General features: G+C 67.4%; 16 protein-coding genes. 9 read left to right on the top strand and 7 right to left on the bottom strand.

The features are described 5' to 3' along the window. Nucleotides 1-76 precede the first annotated feature (76 nt). Nucleotides 77-604 (top strand): hypothetical protein, encoded by a 528-nt coding sequence (locus tag PQU95_RS01000; RefSeq protein ID WP_272750280.1) that lies wholly within the window; start codon nucleotides 77-79, stop codon nucleotides 602-604. A gap of 3 nt (nucleotides 605-607) precedes the next feature. On the opposite strand, the gene PQU95_RS00995 is transcribed toward PQU95_RS01000, so the two are convergent. Then, nucleotides 608-1,276: a flagellar basal body L-ring protein FlgH gene (locus tag PQU95_RS00995; RefSeq protein ID WP_227302077.1), complete on the bottom strand. Its 669-nt coding sequence runs from the start codon at nucleotides 1,274-1,276 to the stop codon at nucleotides 608-610. A gap of 190 nt (nucleotides 1,277-1,466) precedes the next feature. On the opposite strand from PQU95_RS00995, the gene purT reads away from it, so the two are divergent. Further along, nucleotides 1,467-2,669: a formate-dependent phosphoribosylglycinamide formyltransferase gene (gene purT, locus PQU95_RS00990; RefSeq protein ID WP_272750279.1), complete on the top strand. Its 1,203-nt coding sequence runs from the start codon at nucleotides 1,467-1,469 to the stop codon at nucleotides 2,667-2,669. Nucleotides 2,670-2,755: 86 nt separating this feature from the next. Here purT and PQU95_RS00985 read toward each other — a convergent pair whose 3' ends face one another. The 5 genes from PQU95_RS00985 to PQU95_RS00965 are packed head-to-tail and all read right to left on the bottom strand — an operon-like array spanning nucleotide 2,756 to nucleotide 7,164. Beyond that, nucleotides 2,756-3,505: a proteasome-type protease gene (locus PQU95_RS00985; protein WP_272750278.1), complete on the bottom strand. Its 750-nt coding sequence runs from the start codon at nucleotides 3,503-3,505 to the stop codon at nucleotides 2,756-2,758. Beyond that, nucleotides 3,502-4,296 (bottom strand): transglutaminase family protein, encoded by a 795-nt coding sequence (locus PQU95_RS00980; protein WP_272750277.1) that lies wholly within the window; start codon nucleotides 4,294-4,296, stop codon nucleotides 3,502-3,504. The genes PQU95_RS00985 and PQU95_RS00980 overlap by 4 nt, the downstream gene beginning before the upstream one ends. Then, on the bottom strand, nucleotides 4,287-4,814 hold the full coding sequence (locus PQU95_RS00975; RefSeq protein WP_272750276.1) for an arsinothricin resistance N-acetyltransferase ArsN1 family B: 528 nt from the start codon (nucleotides 4,812-4,814) through the stop codon (nucleotides 4,287-4,289). The genes PQU95_RS00980 and PQU95_RS00975 overlap by 10 nt, the downstream gene beginning before the upstream one ends. After that, entirely contained in the window at nucleotides 4,811-5,734 is a 924-nt protein-coding gene (locus PQU95_RS00970) for an alpha-E domain-containing protein (RefSeq protein ID WP_272750275.1), read from the bottom strand. Before PQU95_RS00970 ends, PQU95_RS00975 begins: the two co-directional genes overlap by 4 nt. Next, nucleotides 5,731-7,164 carry a circularly permuted type 2 ATP-grasp protein gene (locus tag PQU95_RS00965; RefSeq protein WP_272750274.1) on the bottom strand — a complete coding sequence of 478 codons (1,434 nt, stop codon included), beginning with the start codon at nucleotides 7,162-7,164 and terminating at the stop codon, nucleotides 5,731-5,733. Before PQU95_RS00965 ends, PQU95_RS00970 begins: the two co-directional genes overlap by 4 nt. A 249-nt stretch (nucleotides 7,165-7,413) precedes the next feature. Here PQU95_RS00965 and PQU95_RS00960 point away from each other — a divergent pair, with 249 nt between their 5' ends. The 3 genes from PQU95_RS00960 to PQU95_RS00950 all read left to right on the top strand — a co-directional run bounded on the left by PQU95_RS00960 (nucleotide 7,414) and on the right by PQU95_RS00950 (nucleotide 11,385). After that, entirely contained in the window at nucleotides 7,414-9,000 is a 1,587-nt protein-coding gene (locus PQU95_RS00960) for a GGDEF domain-containing protein (protein ID WP_272750273.1), read from the top strand. Nucleotides 9,001-9,109: 109 nt separating this feature from the next. Next, complete coding sequence (locus tag PQU95_RS00955) at nucleotides 9,110-9,856, top strand: SDR family NAD(P)-dependent oxidoreductase (protein WP_272750272.1); 747 nt, start codon at nucleotides 9,110-9,112, stop codon at nucleotides 9,854-9,856. Then, nucleotides 9,853-11,385 (top strand): FAD-binding domain-containing protein, encoded by a 1,533-nt coding sequence (locus tag PQU95_RS00950; protein WP_272750271.1) that lies wholly within the window; start codon nucleotides 9,853-9,855, stop codon nucleotides 11,383-11,385. The genes PQU95_RS00955 and PQU95_RS00950 overlap by 4 nt, the downstream gene beginning before the upstream one ends. Before the next feature lie 88 nt (nucleotides 11,386-11,473). Here the strand turns inward: PQU95_RS00950 and PQU95_RS00945 are convergent, their stop codons facing one another. Further along, the gene (locus PQU95_RS00945) at nucleotides 11,474-12,076 is read right to left on the bottom strand and encodes an FMN-dependent NADH-azoreductase (RefSeq protein WP_272750270.1); all 603 of its coding nucleotides are present in this window, start codon (nucleotides 12,074-12,076) and stop codon (nucleotides 11,474-11,476) included. A 121-nt stretch (nucleotides 12,077-12,197) separates the two neighbouring features. Between PQU95_RS00945 and PQU95_RS00940 the strand changes: the two genes are divergently transcribed. The 4 genes from PQU95_RS00940 to PQU95_RS00925 all read left to right on the top strand — a co-directional run bounded on the left by PQU95_RS00940 (nucleotide 12,198) and on the right by PQU95_RS00925 (nucleotide 15,511). Next, nucleotides 12,198-13,136 (top strand): LysR substrate-binding domain-containing protein, encoded by a 939-nt coding sequence (locus tag PQU95_RS00940; RefSeq protein ID WP_272750269.1) that lies wholly within the window; start codon nucleotides 12,198-12,200, stop codon nucleotides 13,134-13,136. 42 nt (nucleotides 13,137-13,178) lie between these two features. Continuing rightward, entirely contained in the window at nucleotides 13,179-13,328 is a 150-nt protein-coding gene (locus tag PQU95_RS00935) for a DUF2256 domain-containing protein (protein WP_017507755.1), read from the top strand. Then, nucleotides 13,325-14,602 carry a DASH family cryptochrome gene (locus PQU95_RS00930; protein ID WP_272750268.1) on the top strand — a complete coding sequence of 426 codons (1,278 nt, stop codon included), beginning with the start codon at nucleotides 13,325-13,327 and terminating at the stop codon, nucleotides 14,600-14,602. The genes PQU95_RS00935 and PQU95_RS00930 overlap by 4 nt, the downstream gene beginning before the upstream one ends. 117 nt (nucleotides 14,603-14,719) lie before the next feature. After that, nucleotides 14,720-15,511, top strand: a complete 792-nt coding sequence (locus tag PQU95_RS00925) for a DinB family protein (protein WP_272750267.1) — start codon at nucleotides 14,720-14,722, stop codon at nucleotides 15,509-15,511. The last annotated feature ends 3 nt before the right edge of the window (nucleotides 15,512-15,514 follow it).

The raw sequence follows: 15,514 nt of genomic DNA, 5'->3' as shown, positions 1-15,514 counted from the left end.
AAAGTGGCCAAACGGTGGCAATAATGGCGCCCGTAGACTGCAGCAAATCACTGCTGCCGCCATGCGGCTTGTTGCCATGCCTATTTACCCGTTTTTCCGCCTGGCGCTGCTCGGCTGCCTGGGTTTGCTGTCCGGCTGCATTACCGTACAGAACCTGCCCAGCCCGGCGCGTGACGTGTTTACCTTTTCGTTTTCTACTGCCAGCGAAATGCAGGCCATGGCCGAAAAGGCCGAGCAGAGCGCGTCACGCCGCCCTGCCCCTTTCCAGAAAATCTGTATCGAGTGGAACGAGGCGGTTACCGTGCCGGACATGCTGACGGTGATCGAGGCGGCCTTGCGCCGCCGCCGTATAGAAACCCAGGTATACGCATCGGGTGCGGTGCCCGGCGGCTGTGTGACCCTGGTGTACGCCGCTACCCGCGCGTGGGAGCAGGATTTTTCCTACCTGAACTACGCCAGCATGGCGCTGAAACAGGGCAGCACCACGCTGGGCAAGGTGGTGTACGAGCCGCGCATGCTGGGTTTCGACCGTTGGGCCAGCACCGAGGCCAAGCTGATTTTCCTGCTGGACGAGCTGGTGTCCACCCCGCCGCGCCAGCCCTAATGCCTAGTAAAGCGTAACCGCCGCGCCAAACAGAAACTGCACCCAGGCCAGCACGCTGGCATCCAGCGGCATGTTCTGGTTGATCTGGTCCAGGCGGGCGTTAATCACGTAGCGCGACGAGATGCTGTTGTTCGGCTGTAGTTGTGCGCTGTTGATGATGCCGGAAAAGCGCAGCGTGCTTTGCTTGCCATTGAGCAGCACCACCTTGTCGCCGCCTACCACCAGGTAGCCGTTGGGCAGCACGTCCAGCACCGACACCATCATGTTGCCGCTGATCTTGGTGCGGTTGTTCATTTTGCTGTCGTCTTTGTCGGCCAGCGAATAGCTGGAATTCACGTCCACATCGAACACTTCTTTCACCAGGCCCGGCAGGGTATGCAACGCTCCCGGGCCTTTCACCGTATTGGCGCCGGTGGCTTTGTCGTCCAGCGCGCGGCTGGTGCTGCTGCTCATGTCTTCTTCTATGCTCACCGTTACCGCGTCGCCTACATGGCGGGCGATTTGTGTCTCGAAGAACAGCCTGGCGGTGGCCGGGTTGAAAATGCCGCCGTCGCCGGGCGAGGCCAGCATGGGTTTGAGCTGGGGGTAGCTGCTGGTGGGCAGCTGCACCACGGAATGGGTAGTGCAGGCAGCAAGCAGGAGCACGGGGCAGAGCAAGGCGAGGCGGCGCATGGTGCGGGTCCGGTTTGTGGTGTCCGGTATCATTCAAGCAGCCCCGTGTATCGGGCATATCCTGGCATGGTCGCCATTTTGTCCCGCCCTGCAACAAGCCGTTTACAAAGCCGACACGCAGCATGCACGCCACGGCGGTGGTGGTTTGGCATACCATACCGGCTGTCATTTTGGCCTTCGGGAGCTTGTCATGCGTATTGGTACCCCTCTTTCCGCGTCGGCACGACGCGTCATGCTGCTGGGCAGTGGCGAACTGGGCAAGGAAGTGGTCATTGCCCTGCAACGGCTGGGCGTGGAAACCATCGCCGTCGACCGTTACCCGGACGCGCCGGCCATGCAGGTGGCGCACCGCAGCCACGTTATCAATATGGCCGACCCCGCCGCGCTGCGTGCGCTGGTAGAGGCCGAGCGCCCGCACCTGGTGGTGCCGGAAATCGAAGCCATCGCTACCGAAGAGCTGCTGCGCATCGAGGCCGACGGCCTGGCCGAGGTGATTCCCACCGCGCGTGCGGCCAACCTCACCATGAACCGCGAAGGCATCCGCCGCCTGGCGGCAGAAGAACTGGGCCTGCCCACCTCGCCGTACGCGTTTGCCAGCAGCCTGGCCGAACTGCAGGCCGCCATCGACGCCGGCATCGGCTACCCCTGCCTGGTGAAGCCGGTGATGTCGTCCAGCGGCAAAGGGCAATCGCTGCTGAAAGGCCCCGCCGATGTGGCTGCCGCCTGGGATTACGCCGTCAGCGCCGGCCGCGTGGACAAGGGCCGCGTCATCGTGGAAGGCTTCATCGATTTCGAGTACGAGATCACCCTGCTGACCGTGCGCGCCAACGACGGCCACGGTGGTGTGGCCACCCATTTCTGCGCCCCGGTGGGCCATTTGCAGCAGCGCGGCGACTACGTGGAAAGCTGGCAGCCGCAGGCGATGAGCGCGCTGGCGCAGCAGCGGGCGCAGGAGATGGCCGCCAAGGTCACCGCCGCGCTGGGTGGCCGTGGCCTGTTTGGTGTGGAGCTGTTTGTGAAGGGCGACACGGTGTGGTTCTCCGAAGTGAGCCCGCGCCCGCACGACACCGGGCTGGTGACGCTGGCCAGCCAGCGTTTCAGCGAGTTCGAGCTGCACGCGCGCGCCATTCTGGGCCTGCCGGTGGACGTGAGCCTGCGCACGCCGGCAGCGTCGGCGGTGATCTACGGCCGCCTGGAAGCGGCCGGCATCGCGTTTGACGGTGTGGCCGAGGCGCTGGCGGTACCGGGCGCGGATATCCGCCTGTTCGGCAAACCGGAAAGCTTCGAGCGCCGCCGCATGGGCGTGGCGGTGGCCTACGCCGACGATGTGGGCAGCGCCCGCGAGCGCGCCCGCGACGCCGCCGGCAAAGTGGTGCCGGTGCGCGGCGACTAAGCCTGGCGGCCAACGTTGGCCGCAGCCGCCAGAAACGCACAAGGGCAAGCCGTATGGCTTGCCCTTGTTGCTGTGGCGCACGCTGCTCAGTCTGCGCCGTCGCCGTCCTTGAACCACAGCGCGTCCGGCAGCTGGCCGAACACCTGGCGCAGCCCCTCGCCCCAGCCCTGGCGCAGCTGCAGGAAGTAGGGGTCGTCTTCGGTTACACGGTGGCGTGGTGCGAAATCGAAGTTATCGCGCTGCTGCCACAGCAGGTCGATGGGCAGGCCCACCGACAGGTTGGAGCGGATGGTGGAGTCGAACGAGATCAGCGTGCATTTGATGGCCTGCGCCAGCGGGGTGCGGTGGCTGATCACGCGGTCCAGAATGGGTTTGCCGTACTTGGCTTCGCCTATCTGCAAATACGGGGTGTCCGGCGTGGCTTCGATGAAGTTGCCCTGCGGGTAGACCTGGAACAGCCGTGGCGGCTCGCCACGGATCTGGCCGCCTACCAGGAAGCTGCAGCTGAAATCCACGCCCTGCCCCTGGGTGCTGCCGTTGCCGTCGCGCGCCAGTACTTCGCGTATGGTTTGGCCCACCAGCTCGGCAGCCTCGTACAGGCTTTTCACCGTGTGCAGGTTGGCCGCATCGTGCGCCAGCCGGTTTTTCAGCAGGCTGACCACGCTTTGCGTGGTGGCCAGGTTGCCGGCGTTCAGCAGCACGATCTGGCGCTCGCCCGGTACCGCGATCACGTTCATTTTGCGGAAGGTGGCCACGTGGTCCACCCCCGCATTGGTGCGCGAGTCCGATGCAAAGATCAGCCCCTCGTCCAGTACCATGCCTACGCAATAGGTCATTGCTGGTCTGCCTCCGAAACCCGTGCATGCGCCTGCAGCGCTTCGCTGCCGCCCCCGCGGCGCACGCCGCGTACCGGGCTGGCGTCGCTGTAGTCCAGACCCACGGCCAGCTTCAGGTGGTGGCGGTCGGGGCGCTTGCGGTTGCTGATGTCGAAACCCAGCCACTGTTCGCCGGCATACACTTCTGCCCAGGCGTGGCTGGCCACGTGCGTATCGCGGTCGCTCAGCAGGTAGCCGCTGACGTAACGCGCCGGCAGGCCCAGCCTGCGGCAGGCCGCGATAAACACATGGCTGTGATCCTGACACACGCCGGCACCCAGTGCCAGTGCCTGTGCGGCGGTGGTGGCGGCGTGGGTGACGTCCTGCGTGTACGGCATGGCGTCGGCAATGGCCAGCATCAGCGCGGCGAGGCCCGTTTCGGGGTTGGCCGCCATGGCGTCGGCGTGGGCGGCGGCCAGCGCCCGGATGGCGTCGTCCGGCTCGGTCAGCGCGGTTTCGCGCAGGAATACCGGTGCCGGCAGTGTTTCTGGCTGGCCTAGCCAGTCGTCGCAGGTTTCCACCACGCCGCGTGCTTTCAGGCGGATTTCGCTGTGCGGCGTGTCCAGCGTCAGCACGTGCAGGATATTGCCGTAGGCGTCGGTACTTTCGCTGGCGGCCACCGGTAGCTCCAGCTGCCAGCTCACCACGCGCTGGTGGCCGCTGCTGGCCGGGGTCAGGCGCAGGTACTGCGTGCTGTGGCTGACGGTGTCGTCGTAACGGTAGACGGTTTCGTGGTCGATGGTCAGTTGCATGATGCCTCCGCAAGGTCTCGGGTAAGGGGGAGCTGCCAGTAGGCCACGTCCAGCCAGCGGCCGAACTTGCGGCCAACCTGTTCAAACTGGGCCACTTGCTTGAAGCCCAGCGCGCGGTGCAGGCCGTCGCTGGCCGGGTTGGGCTGCGCCACGCCGCCAATCACGGTGTGCAGGCCCAGCACGGCCAGGCGGCGTATCAGCTCGCGGTACAGCAGCTTGCCCACGCCCTGGCCTACCGTGGCCTGGCGCATGTAGATGCTGCTTTCCACCGCGTGGCGGTAGGCCGGGCGCACGCGCCAGCGCGTGGCGTAGGCGTAGCCCAGCATGTCGCCGCCGGCTTCGGCCACCAGCCATGGCAGGCCCTGGGCCTGGGTGTGGGCGATGCGCTCGGCCATCTCGCTGACGGCTACCGGTTTTTCCTCGAACGAGATGGTGGTGTACTCGATATAGGGGTTGTAGATGGCGCAGATGGCGGCGGCGTCGTCCGGTGTGGCCTCGCGGATGAAGAGTTCGCTCATGCTGCCTCCAGGTAGGCACCGTGAATGGCGTCGCCCAGGCCGTAGATCTGGCTGAGAAACTGGGTCAGGTAGGCGTGCAGGCCTCCGGCCAGAATGGTGTCGATTTCGTCGTAACTGAGCTCGGCGTGCAGTGTGGCGGCCAGGCGTTTGGCGCGGTGGCCGGTGTCGCCCTTGATGAGCGGTAGCAGCTCGGCGATTTCGTCCATGCAGGCACGCAGCGAGCGCGGCACGTCCGGGCGCAGGATCAGCAGCTCGGCCACGCGGCGCGAGCTGAGCGTGTCGCGGTATAGCTCGTGGTAGGCCTCGAAGGCGCCCAGCGAGCGCAGCAGCGCGCCCCACAGGTAAAAGTCGGCGGCGCTGTCTTCGGCGGCGTTGCCCACCAGGTGCGATTTCACGTTGATCAGCCGTGCGGTGTTGTCGGCACGCTCCATGAAGGTACCCAGGCGGATGAACGAGAAGGCATCGTTACGCTGGATGGTGCCGTAGGTGGTGCCGCGGAACAGGTGCGAGCGTTCTTTCACCCAGTCGAAAAAGCCGGCCAGCGGGCGGCCTTCCAGCCCCATCTGGCGCGCCTCCAGCCAGCTGGCGTTGATGCTTTCCCACATTTCGCCGGTGATCTTGCCGCGCACGGCGTGGGCGTTTTCGCGCGCGTACTTCAGGCAGTTCACGATGCTGGCCGGGTTGGCCGCATCAAAGGTCATGAAGTGCATCACGTCGCCGGCGGCCAGCTGCGGGTGGCGCGTGCGGCAGGCTTCCAGTGCGCCGGTGGTGGCCAGCGCGGCGCTGATGTCGGCCCCACCGCGCGATTGCGGCAGCAGCGACAGGCTGTGGGTTACGTCCAGCAGGCGCGCCAGGTTTTCGGCGCGTTCCATATAGCGGCTCATCCAGTACAGCTGGGATGCGGTGCGCGAGAGCATCATGATTGGTCCTCCAGAATCCAGGTGTCTTTGGTGCCGCCGCCTTGCGACGAATTCACCACCAGCGAGCCTTCTTTCAGTGCCACGCGGGTCAGCCCGCCGGCCACCATGCTGATGTCGCGCCCGGACAGCACAAAGGGGCGCAGGTCGATATGGCGCGGGGCAATGCCCGACTCCACAAAGGTGGGGCAGGACGACAGGCACAGCGTGGGCTGGGCGATGTAGTTGCCGGGGTCGGCGATGATGCGCTGGCGGAAGTCTTCGATCTCGGCGGCGCTGGCGGCCGGGCCGATCAGCATGCCGTAGCCGCCGGCGCCGTGGACTTCTTTCACCACCAGCTCGTGCAGGTTGTTCAGCACGTGGTCCAGCTCGGCTGGGCGGCGGCACATCCAGGTGGGCACGTTTTGCAGCAGCGGCTCTTCCGACAGGTAGAAGCGGATCATGTCCGGCACGTAGGGGTAGATGGACTTGTCGTCCGCTACGCCGGTGCCGATGGCGTTGGCCAGGATCACGCCGCCGGCGCGGTACACCGACAGCAGGCCGGGCACGCCCAGCATGCTGTCGGCGCGGAAAGCCAGCGGGTCGAGGAAGGCGTCGTCGATGCGGCGGTAGATCACGTCTACCTGTTTGTGGCCGGCGGTGGTGCGCATGTACACGCGGTTGTTCTTCACGAACAGGTCCTGCCCTTCCACCAGTTCCACCCCCATCTGCTGCGCCAGGAAAGCGTGCTCGAAGTAGGCGCTATTGTGGTGGCCTGGCGTCAGCACCACCACGGTGGGGTTATCCACCGCGCTGGCGTGGCGCAGCGTATTGAGCAGCAGCGTGGGGTAATGCTGCACCGGCGCCACCGCGTGGCTGGCAAACAGCTCGGGGAACAGCCGCATCATCATCTTGCGGTTTTCCAGCATGTAGGACACGCCGGACGGCACGCGCAGGTTGTCTTCCAGCACGTAGAAGTTGCCGTCGCTGTGGCGGATCACGTCTACGCCGGTGATGTGCGCGTAGATGCGGTGCGGCAGGTCCAGCCCCTGCATGGCCGGCTGGTACTGGCTGTTGGAAAACACCTGCTCGGCCGGAATCAGCCCGGCTTTCACGATGTGCTGTTCGTGGTAGATGTCGTGCAGGAAGGCGTTCAGCGCGGTAACACGCTGGCGCATGCCGGCTTCCAGCGTTTGCCAGTCGCTGGCCGGGATGATGCGCGGCACGGTATCGAACGGAATCAGCCGCTCGGCGCCGGAATCGTCGCCGTACACGGCAAAGGTAATGCCGACACGGTGGAACATCAGGTCGGCCTCGGCACGTTTGCGCGCCAGGGTTTCTGGCGGCTGCGAGTGCAGCCAGCGGGCAAAGTCGCGGTAGTGCGGGCGGATGCCGCCGCTGTCTAGCAGCATCTCGTCGTAGTGGCCGGACTCGGGTAGGGTCAGGGCATGCATGGCACTCTCCTGCGGTAGATGTCCTGTGCAGAACAGCAAGCCCTGTGCCAGTCGGCATGGGCTTGCCAATGGCTTGGCGGCGTGTGGTTTGCACAGTAATGAGGCATGCACGAAGACGGGTTGCATGCAGGTGTCGTACTGGTGCGCCATGCCCCGTAATGGCTCATTTGCGCGGCAGGTAGAGTGTGGCTTGCCGCCAGCGCTATCCAGCTCGTATATTGCGGACAAACATTTATCGAAAACGCCACCATGGCCGCCGCCCCTCCCACGGATATCATCGCCGACGACACGCCGGTTACCGCCGGCTTCTACCATGCGCTCTCGCCACGGGTATTACTGGCTGGCGGCGCTGCCCGCTGGCCGCTGATTCTGGGCTGGCTACTGTCGCTGGGGGCCAGCCTGTGGCTGGGCGTATTGCAGCTGTACGGTGGCTGGTACGGCTTTGAGGTGAACGCCGGCGAGCTGACTTTCCTGCTGAGCATTTACCCGCCGCTGACCATCAGTACGCTCTGGGTGCTGTGTTTCGGTTACGCCTGGGGTGCCTCGCTGGCTTACCTCACCACCTTCATGGTGGGCTTGCTGTCCGGCCTGCACCCGGGCTGGGCCATGGTCTTTGGCCTGGCCAACCCGCTGGGCCTGCTGGTGATGGCGCTGGTGTACCAGCAGGTACGCGTGAGCTTTCTCCCGCGCAGTGTGGCTGCCCTGATGTTTTTCGTGTCCATCAGCTTTGTGTCCGGCATTGCCAGCGCCACCGGCTCCTTCATCTGGAGCTATTACAACAAGCTGTCGGCGCTGGGGGCGTTCCAGGCGTGGCAAGGCTGGTGGGCAGGCAATTTCCTGCAAACAGTGACTACCTGTGCCCCGCTGCTCTACCTGTTTGGCCCCGCAGTGTTGCGCTGGCGCGAGCGCTACTGGCCCAGCCTGGCTAGCGAGGCCCGCTACCGCTGGGTATGGTTGGCCGCATTGTCGTCGCTGGCCGGTGTCATCGCCTTTTTGTGGCTGTCGTTTGTGCTGGCCGACCGCAGCGTGATGGCCATGCCCGGCGCTGCCGAGCAGCAATGGCAGCAACGTGCCCTGCTCTACCGCGATTCGGCCCGCTCGGTGTACTGGGTCATGTCCGTGCTGCTGTTTGCCATGGTGTTTCTGGGCTACCGCTTCCTTACCCAGCGTACCCGGCAGCTGCACCAGGCTGCCGACCGGCTGGCGCAGCAGCGCGACCTGGCCCTGCGCCGCCAGCAAGAGGCAGAAACGGCGCGCAACGCGCTGCAGCAGCTCAATGTGGAGCTGGCGGCCCGCATCCTCGAAGTAGAAGGCCTGCAGGCACAGCTGCGCGAGCAAGCCAGCCGTGACCCGCTGACCGGCCTGCATAACCGCCGCTATCTGCATCAGCAGCTGCCGGCATTGTTGCAGGCGGCTCAGCAACAGCAGCACCGCCTGTGTGTGCTGTTGCTGGATCTGGACCATTTCAAGCAGGTAAACGACCACCACGGTCACGCGGTGGGCGACGCCGTGCTGCGCCTGTTTGCCGCCCGGCTGGCCGCCATCGTGGCGCCTGGCGACCTGCTGGTGCGCTACGGCGGCGAGGAGTTCCTGCTGGTGATGCCGGCGGCGGACGAAGCCCGCGTCGCACAATTATTGCCGCAGCTGCAGGCCGCGCTGGATAGCAGCCAGCTGCGTGTCGATAGCGGCGCGCTGGTGCCGCTGGCTTTCTCGGCCGGCGTAACGTTTGGTAGCGGCAGGCAAGACAGCGAAGACGACTTGCTGCAGCAGGCGGATGCTGCGCTCTACCAGGCCAAGGCGGCCGGGCGGCGCACCTGGCGCGTGTACCAGCCCTAGCCTGTCGCCGCGAGCGAGTACTGGCGGCCAGTCTTTGTACAGGCGGCCATATCGATTCAAGCCATTTCTGTATATGATTTGTATTGGACAAATCAAACAGGCCATGGCCATGCAAACCATCTGGATTACCGGCGCCAGCGGCGCCATCGGTAGCGCGCTGGCGCGGCGTCTGTCGCCCGGCCACCGCCTGGTGCTGAGTGCCCGCCGCGAAGACGGGTTGGCCGCACTGGCCGCCAGCCTGCCCGGCGAGGTACTCGTGCGCCCGCTGGACACGCTGGACGCCGCCGCGGTGCGCGATACGGTGGCCGGCCTGGCCGCCGACGGCGTGGCGCTCACCGGCTTGGCGCACTGTGTGGGCAGTACGCTGATCCGCCCGCTGCACCTCACCGCCGAAGACGACGCCTGGCAGCTGATGCAGCACAACTGGCTGAGCGCGGTGCACGTGCTCAAAGCCTTTGTTGCCGCTGCGCTCAAGCACAAGCAGCCGGCCAGCGCCGTGCTGGTGGGCTCGCTGGTGGCGCAGGCCGGCTTCCCCAATCACGAAGCCATTGCCAGTGCCAAGGCGGCGGTGGCAGCGCTGGCGCAAAGCACCGCCGCCAGCTACGCCGAGCGCGGTATCCGTGTGAATTGCGTGCACCCGGGGCTGACGGTGTCGGCGCTGTCGGCGCGGCTCACCGGCACGCCGGAAGCCATCGCCCGCAACGCGCAGGCCAACCCGATGCAGCGCGTGGGCCAGGGCGACGACAGCGCCGCGCTGATCGCCTTCCTGCTGTCGCCCGAAGCCGGCTGGATGACCGGCCAGAACATCGGCGTGGATGGCGGCCACGGCGTGATTCACCCGCTGCCCAAGGCATGAGCTACCGCGTTGTCTGGTTCAAGCGCGACCTGCGCCTGGCCGACCACGCCCCGCTGTGCGCCGCCGCCGCCCGTGGCCCGCTGCTGTGCCTGTACGTGGTAGAGCCGGGGCTGTGGCAGCAGCCGGACGCCTCGGCGCGGCAATATCATTTTCTGCGCGAAAGCCTGCACGACCTGGCTGGCCAGCTGCGCGAGCGCGGCCTGCGGCTGTACGTGGCGGTGGGCGAGATCGGCGAGGTGCTGACGCAGTTGTACGCGCAAGCGCCGTTCGACGCGCTGTTCGCCCACGAGGAAACCGGCAACGACTGGACCTACCGCCGCGACATTGCCGTGGCGCGCTGGTGTGCGGCCAACCGTGTGCAGTGGCGCGAGTGGCCGCAGTTTGGCGTGGTGCGTGGCGGCCTGAACCGCGACCACTGGCAGCCGCAGTGGGAAGCCTTGATGGCAGCACCGTTATTGCCGCTGCCGGCGCTGCAACAAGTGGCACTCAGTTGGCCGCCGGTGCACCTGCCGGGTGCGGCGGCACTGGGTTTGGGCGACGGCGACGCACCGGGCCGGCAGCCCGGTGGCCGCACGGCGGCGCTGGCGGTGCTGGACGATTTCCTGCTGGATCGCGCCGCGCAGTACCGTGGCGGCATCTCGTCACCGCTGTCGGCGCCCAGCGCCTGCTCGCGTTTGTCGCCGTATCTGGCGCTGGGGTGCATCTCGATGCGCGAGGTGGTGCAGGCCAGCCGCGCCATGCTGGCGCAGCTGCACGGCGATGGTGCCGCCAGCCGGCGCACGGCGGGCATCCGCGCTTTCATCAGCCGCCTGTACTGGCACTGCCATTTCATCCAGAAGCTGGAAAGCGAGCCGGCGCTGGAATGGCGCAACCTGCATCGCGGCTACGACGGCCTGCGCGAAAACGACTGGGACGAGGCGCGCTTTGCCGCCTGGCGCGACGGCCGCACCGGTTGGCCGCTGGTAGACGCCTGCATCGCCATGCTGCGCCACACCGGCTGGCTGAACTTTCGCATGCGCGCCATGCTGGTGTCGGTGGCGGCTTACCCGCTGTGGCTGCACTGGCGGCCGGTGGGGCTGTGGCTGGCGCAGCAGTTTGTCGATTACGAGCCGGGCATTCACTGGAGCCAGCTGCAAATGCAGTCCGGTACCACCGGCATCAACGTGCCGCGCATCTACAACCCGCTGAAGCAGGCGCGCGAGCACGACCCGTACGGCCGCTTTGTGCGGCAATGGCTGCCGCCGCTGCGCCGCGTGCCCGACGTATGGCTGTTCGAGCCGTGGCGCATGCCGCCCGACATCCAGGCGCGCTGCGGCGTGCAGGTTGGCCGCGACATTCCGCAGCCGCTGGTGGACGTGGAAGCCGCCACCCGCGAGGCCAAGGCGCGGCTGTTTGCGCTACGCGGCCGGCCCGAGGTGCGCGCCGGCAAGGCCGCCATCGTGGCGCGGCACGGTTCGCGCAAGCGTGGCGAGGCGCGTGGTCACCGCCAGCCGCCGGCCACGCCCGGCCAGCTGAGCCTGGATTGGTAAGGTGCGCGCCGCCCCCTTGCCCGCCCGCACAAAACAACACGGCCGCGCCCTGTTGCCAGGGGCGGCCGTGTTAGTCGGTACGGAATGCTTAAGCGGCGGCGATGGCAGCTTCGGCGGCAGCCAGGGCGGCTGCCTTGGCATCCGGGCCCATGGCCACGCCTTCAGCGCGCACGAAGGACACGTCGGTGATGCCCAGGAAGCCCAGTACGGTCTTCAGGTAGTCTTCCTGGAAGTCCATTTGCTGGCCTTGTTCGTTGCTGTACACGCCGCCACGGGCGGACACCACGTACACCTTTTTGCCACCGGCCAGGCCAACCGGGCCGGTTTCGGTGTACTTGAAGGTGCGGCCGGCTACGGCTACGCGGTCGATCCAGGCTTTCAGTTGCGACGGTACGCCAAAGTTGTACATCGGGGCGCCGATCACCAGCACGTCGGCGGCCAGGAATTCGGCGATCAGTGCGTCGCTGCGGGCGGCTTCGGCTTGCTGCAGCGGGCTCCAGTCGGCCTTGTCGGTAAAGGCGGCGCCCAGGATTTCGCCGGACAGGTGCGGAATCTCGTTAGCGGCCAGGTCGTGGTAGGTCACCTGCGCGCCGGCGTGGCGGGCGCCCAGGGTGCTAACCAGCGCCTGGGTCAGGCCGCGGGATACCGAGTTGGTGGCGAGGATGCTGGAATCGAGGTGCAGGATGTTCATGGTGCGGCTCCGTTGTGGGTGTGTGCCGCACGCTGCGGCGATGTGTGTACTGTAAATCTGCAACCAATCGCGCACTAGACGGCTAGAATCGGATTCATTGTTCCACTGGCGAGACAATGTGATGCAAGACCTCAACGATCTGCTGTTTTTTGCCAAGGTGGTCGAGCACGGCGGTTTCAACGCCGCCAGCCGCCAGCTGGGCGTGCCCAAGTCGCGGCTGTCGCGCCGCGTGGCCGAGCTGGAAGCGCGCATCGGCGTGCGCCTGCTCCAGCGCACCACGCGCCGGCTGGCGCTGACCGACGTCGGCGCGCAGTACTACCGCCACTGCCAGGCCATGCTGGCCGAGGCCGAGGCGGCCGAAGAAACCATCGCCCGCCACACCGCCGAGCCGCGCGGCCTGGTGCGCGTCAGCTGCCCGGAGCTGCTGGCCAAGACGCTGCTGGCGCCGCTGCTGCCGGCCTTCATGGCGCGCCACCCGCAGGTGCGCATCGTGCTGGAAGTGACCGGCCGCCGCGTGGACCTGATCAACGACGGCATCGACGTGGCGCTGCGCGTGCGGCAGCGGCTGGACGACAGCGCCAGCATCGTGGCGCGGCCGCTGGCGCAAAGCGAAAGCGCGCTGGTGGCCAGCCCGGCGCTGATTGCGGCCCAGGGTTGGCCGCAACACCCGGCCGCCCTTACCGCCTGGCCGGCGCTGGTGATGAGCCGCCCCGACGGCCGTGGCGAGTGGCCGCTGTTGGACGAAGTGGGCCAGCTCACCCGGCTGGACATCGCCGAACCGCGGCTGATGACCGACGACCTGCTGGTACTGCGCGAAGCCGCCATCGCCGGCAGCGGCCTGGCGCTGCTGCCGCTGATGGTGTGCCACGACGCGCTGGCCGACGGCCGCCTGCAACGCGTGCTGCCCGGCTACCGCACGCCGGACGGCATTTTGCACGCCGCGTTTACCGGGCGCCGCCACCTGATACCGGCGGTGCGTTGTTTTATCGATTTTCTGGTGGAGGCGCTGCCGCCGCAGTTGGCGCGCTGCGAAGGGCACGGCCTGCCCTTGCCTGGCTGAACAAGCACCGCAGGCGCCGCCACCGTTGCAAGGAGAGCAAGCATGAAAATGCGCAAGAAAGCCGACCTGCCCAGCAAGGTGTGCGCCGCCTGCGGCCGCCCGTTCAGCTGGCGCAAGAAATGGCAGGCGGTGTGGGACGAGGTGAAGTACTGCTCCGACCGCTGCCGCCATACGCGCCGGAGCGCATCATGAGCGCCGTAGCGTACTGGTTCCGCCACGACCTGCGCCTGGGCGACAACCCGGCCTTGTGCCAGGCGCTGGCGCACGCCGACACCCTGCTGCCGCTGGTGTGCCTCGACGACCATTGGCAGCCGCACTCGCCGTGGCCGTTTGCCCGCCTGTCACCGGCGCGGCAGCGGGTGCGCGCCGACGCCATCGCCGCGCTGGACGCCGCCTTGCAAGCGCGCGGCAGCCGCCTGCTGGTGCTGCATGGCGCGCCGCAGCAGGTGTTGCCGCCGTTGTTGGCGCGCCATGGCGTGCAGCGCATCGTGGCCGAAGACATCGCCGCGCCCGAGGAGCAGGCGCAGGTAGCCGCCCTGCGCCTGGCCGGCTTCGCTGTAGACACTGTATGGCAGAGCACGCTGCTAGACCCGGCCAGCCTGCCGTTTGCCCCTGCCGTGCTGCCGGCCAGCTTTACCGCCTTCCGCCAGCGGGTGGAAGCTGCCGGCGTACGCCCGCCCGCGCCGTTGGCCGCACCGGCCCGGTTGCCACCGCCACCCGCCGGCGTGGACTGGCAGCCCTTGCCGTTTATCGACGTCCAGCCCGACCCGCGCAGCAGCCTGCCCTGGCACCTGCCGGCGGCGCACGCTGGCGAGGCGGCCGGCCTGGCGCATCTGCAGCAATACCTGGCGCGGGACCTGCCGCGCACGTACAAGGCCACCCGCAATGGCCTGGTCGGGCAGGATTACTCCAGCAAGTGGTCGCTGTGGCTGGCCCTGGGCAGTGTGTCGGCGCGCACCCTGTACGCCGCGCTGCAAGGCTACGAGGCACAGCACGGCGCCAGCGACGGCAGCTATTGGCTGTGGTTCGAGCTGCTGTGGCGCGATTACTTCCGCCTGCTGCATGTGCAGTACGGCGCCCGGCTGTACCGGGGCCGTGGCCTGCACGGCCAGCCGCCGGCGCCGATGGCCGACGCGGCGTTTGCGCGCTGGTGCCAGGGCCGCACCGGCCACGCTTTTATCGATGCCGGCATGCGCGAGCTGGCCGCAACCGGCTATCTGTCCAACCGCCTGCGCCAGAACGTGGCCAGCTACCTGCTGCACGATCTGGGCGGCGACTGGCGCGCCGGCGCGGCGTGGTTCGAAGCGCAGCTGGTGGATTACGACGTGTACAGCAACCAGGGCAACTGGCTGTACCTGGCCGGGCGCGGCACCGACCCGCGCGGCAGCCGCCGTTTCAACCCCGACAAGCAGGCTGCCGATTACGACGCCGACGGGGCCTATCGCCGGCTGTGGGGCACGCGCTAGCCGCTGCGGCCAACCCTGGGCGCTGGCAATAAAGCCACAGCCCGCCAGCTGGCCGCTTGCCGTGATGGCGTCACTGGTAGTAATGTATCAATACGATACGTTACTTAGGGGGCTGTTATGCACAACCGCTTTGACCAGTTTCGCCAGACGGCGCTGGGCCGCCAGCTGGAAGCGCTGATCGACCACCCGCAGCGTTACACCGAATACGCTGCGCTGTCGCGTGCCGGCCTGCCGGCGGTCACCGCCATCGTGCACACGCTGCAGCGCTGCTTTCCCGAGCTGGACGCCGACCAGAGCGCGCGCCAGTTCTGCGGCGCCATGGTGGGCGAGGTGATGCGCCGCCACGGCCACGCGCTGCTGCGGCCGCGTGGCCGCGTGCCGGGCGGCTATTTCAGCTACGGCGCGGTATGGTCGCCGCTGCCGGTGGCGCGCGACTTTGCCACCCTGCTGGCCGAGCTGGCAGCGATGCCGCAGCAGGTAGCCACCCTGCTGGCCGCCATCCCGGCGGCGCGCCTGCGCGAACGCCCGGCAGGTACCGCCTTCAGCGCGCTGGAGCACGCCTGCCACCTGCGCGACCTCGACCGCGACGCCTTCCTGCCGCGCATCGAGGCTATGCTGGCCAGCCCGCTGGCCGAGCTGCACGGTGTGAACGGTAGCGAGTGGGCGCAGCAGCGCGGCTATCAGCAACAGGATTTCGCCACCGCGCTGGCCGGCTTTGCCCAGGCGCGGGCGGCCTTGCTGGCGCGCTTGCACAGCTGTGGCGAGGCCGAGCAGGCGCGGGTGGCGGTATGGGAAGGCCGGCGCCGGCTGACGCTGGCCGAGCTGGTGGCCGACATGGCCGACCATGACGCGACGCACCGGCTGGAAATCGACGAACTGTTGCAGGCGCTGGACGGCGTGGCAGTGTGAGGC

Origin of the sequence: Vogesella aquatica, assembly GCF_028548455.1 — a bacterium.
GTDB classification, from domain to species: Bacteria; Pseudomonadota; Gammaproteobacteria; order Burkholderiales; family Chromobacteriaceae; genus Vogesella; species Vogesella aquatica.
Note: the sequence above shows the minus strand (reverse complement) of the source record. Positions and strands in the feature narration are given on the sequence as shown.

Coding starts and splice junctions, on each gene's coding strand:
- purT (WP_272750279.1), top strand. CDS start 1,467: ATGCGTATTGGTACCCCTCTTTCCGCGTCGGCACGACGCGTCATGCTG.
- PQU95_RS00955 (WP_272750272.1), top strand. CDS start 9,110: ATGCAAACCATCTGGATTACCGGCGCCAGCGGCGCCATCGGTAGCGCG.
- PQU95_RS00930 (WP_272750268.1), top strand. CDS start 13,325: ATGAGCGCCGTAGCGTACTGGTTCCGCCACGACCTGCGCCTGGGCGAC.
- PQU95_RS00980 (WP_272750277.1), bottom strand. CDS start 4,296: ATGCAACTGACCATCGACCACGAAACCGTCTACCGTTACGACGACACC.
- PQU95_RS00975 (WP_272750276.1), bottom strand. CDS start 4,814: ATGAGCGAACTCTTCATCCGCGAGGCCACACCGGACGACGCCGCCGCC.
- PQU95_RS00945 (WP_272750270.1), bottom strand. CDS start 12,076: ATGAACATCCTGCACCTCGATTCCAGCATCCTCGCCACCAACTCGGTA.
- PQU95_RS00965 (WP_272750274.1), bottom strand. CDS start 7,164: ATGCATGCCCTGACCCTACCCGAGTCCGGCCACTACGACGAGATGCTG.
- PQU95_RS00985 (WP_272750278.1), bottom strand. CDS start 3,505: ATGACCTATTGCGTAGGCATGGTACTGGACGAGGGGCTGATCTTTGCA.
- PQU95_RS00995 (WP_227302077.1), bottom strand. CDS start 1,276: ATGCGCCGCCTCGCCTTGCTCTGCCCCGTGCTCCTGCTTGCTGCCTGC.
- PQU95_RS01000 (WP_272750280.1), top strand. CDS start 77: ATGCCTATTTACCCGTTTTTCCGCCTGGCGCTGCTCGGCTGCCTGGGT.
- PQU95_RS00940 (WP_272750269.1), top strand. CDS start 12,198: ATGCAAGACCTCAACGATCTGCTGTTTTTTGCCAAGGTGGTCGAGCAC.
- PQU95_RS00960 (WP_272750273.1), top strand. CDS start 7,414: ATGGCCGCCGCCCCTCCCACGGATATCATCGCCGACGACACGCCGGTT.
- PQU95_RS00935 (WP_017507755.1), top strand. CDS start 13,179: ATGAAAATGCGCAAGAAAGCCGACCTGCCCAGCAAGGTGTGCGCCGCC.
- PQU95_RS00950 (WP_272750271.1), top strand. CDS start 9,853: ATGAGCTACCGCGTTGTCTGGTTCAAGCGCGACCTGCGCCTGGCCGAC.
- PQU95_RS00925 (WP_272750267.1), top strand. CDS start 14,720: ATGCACAACCGCTTTGACCAGTTTCGCCAGACGGCGCTGGGCCGCCAG.
- PQU95_RS00970 (WP_272750275.1), bottom strand. CDS start 5,734: ATGATGCTCTCGCGCACCGCATCCCAGCTGTACTGGATGAGCCGCTAT.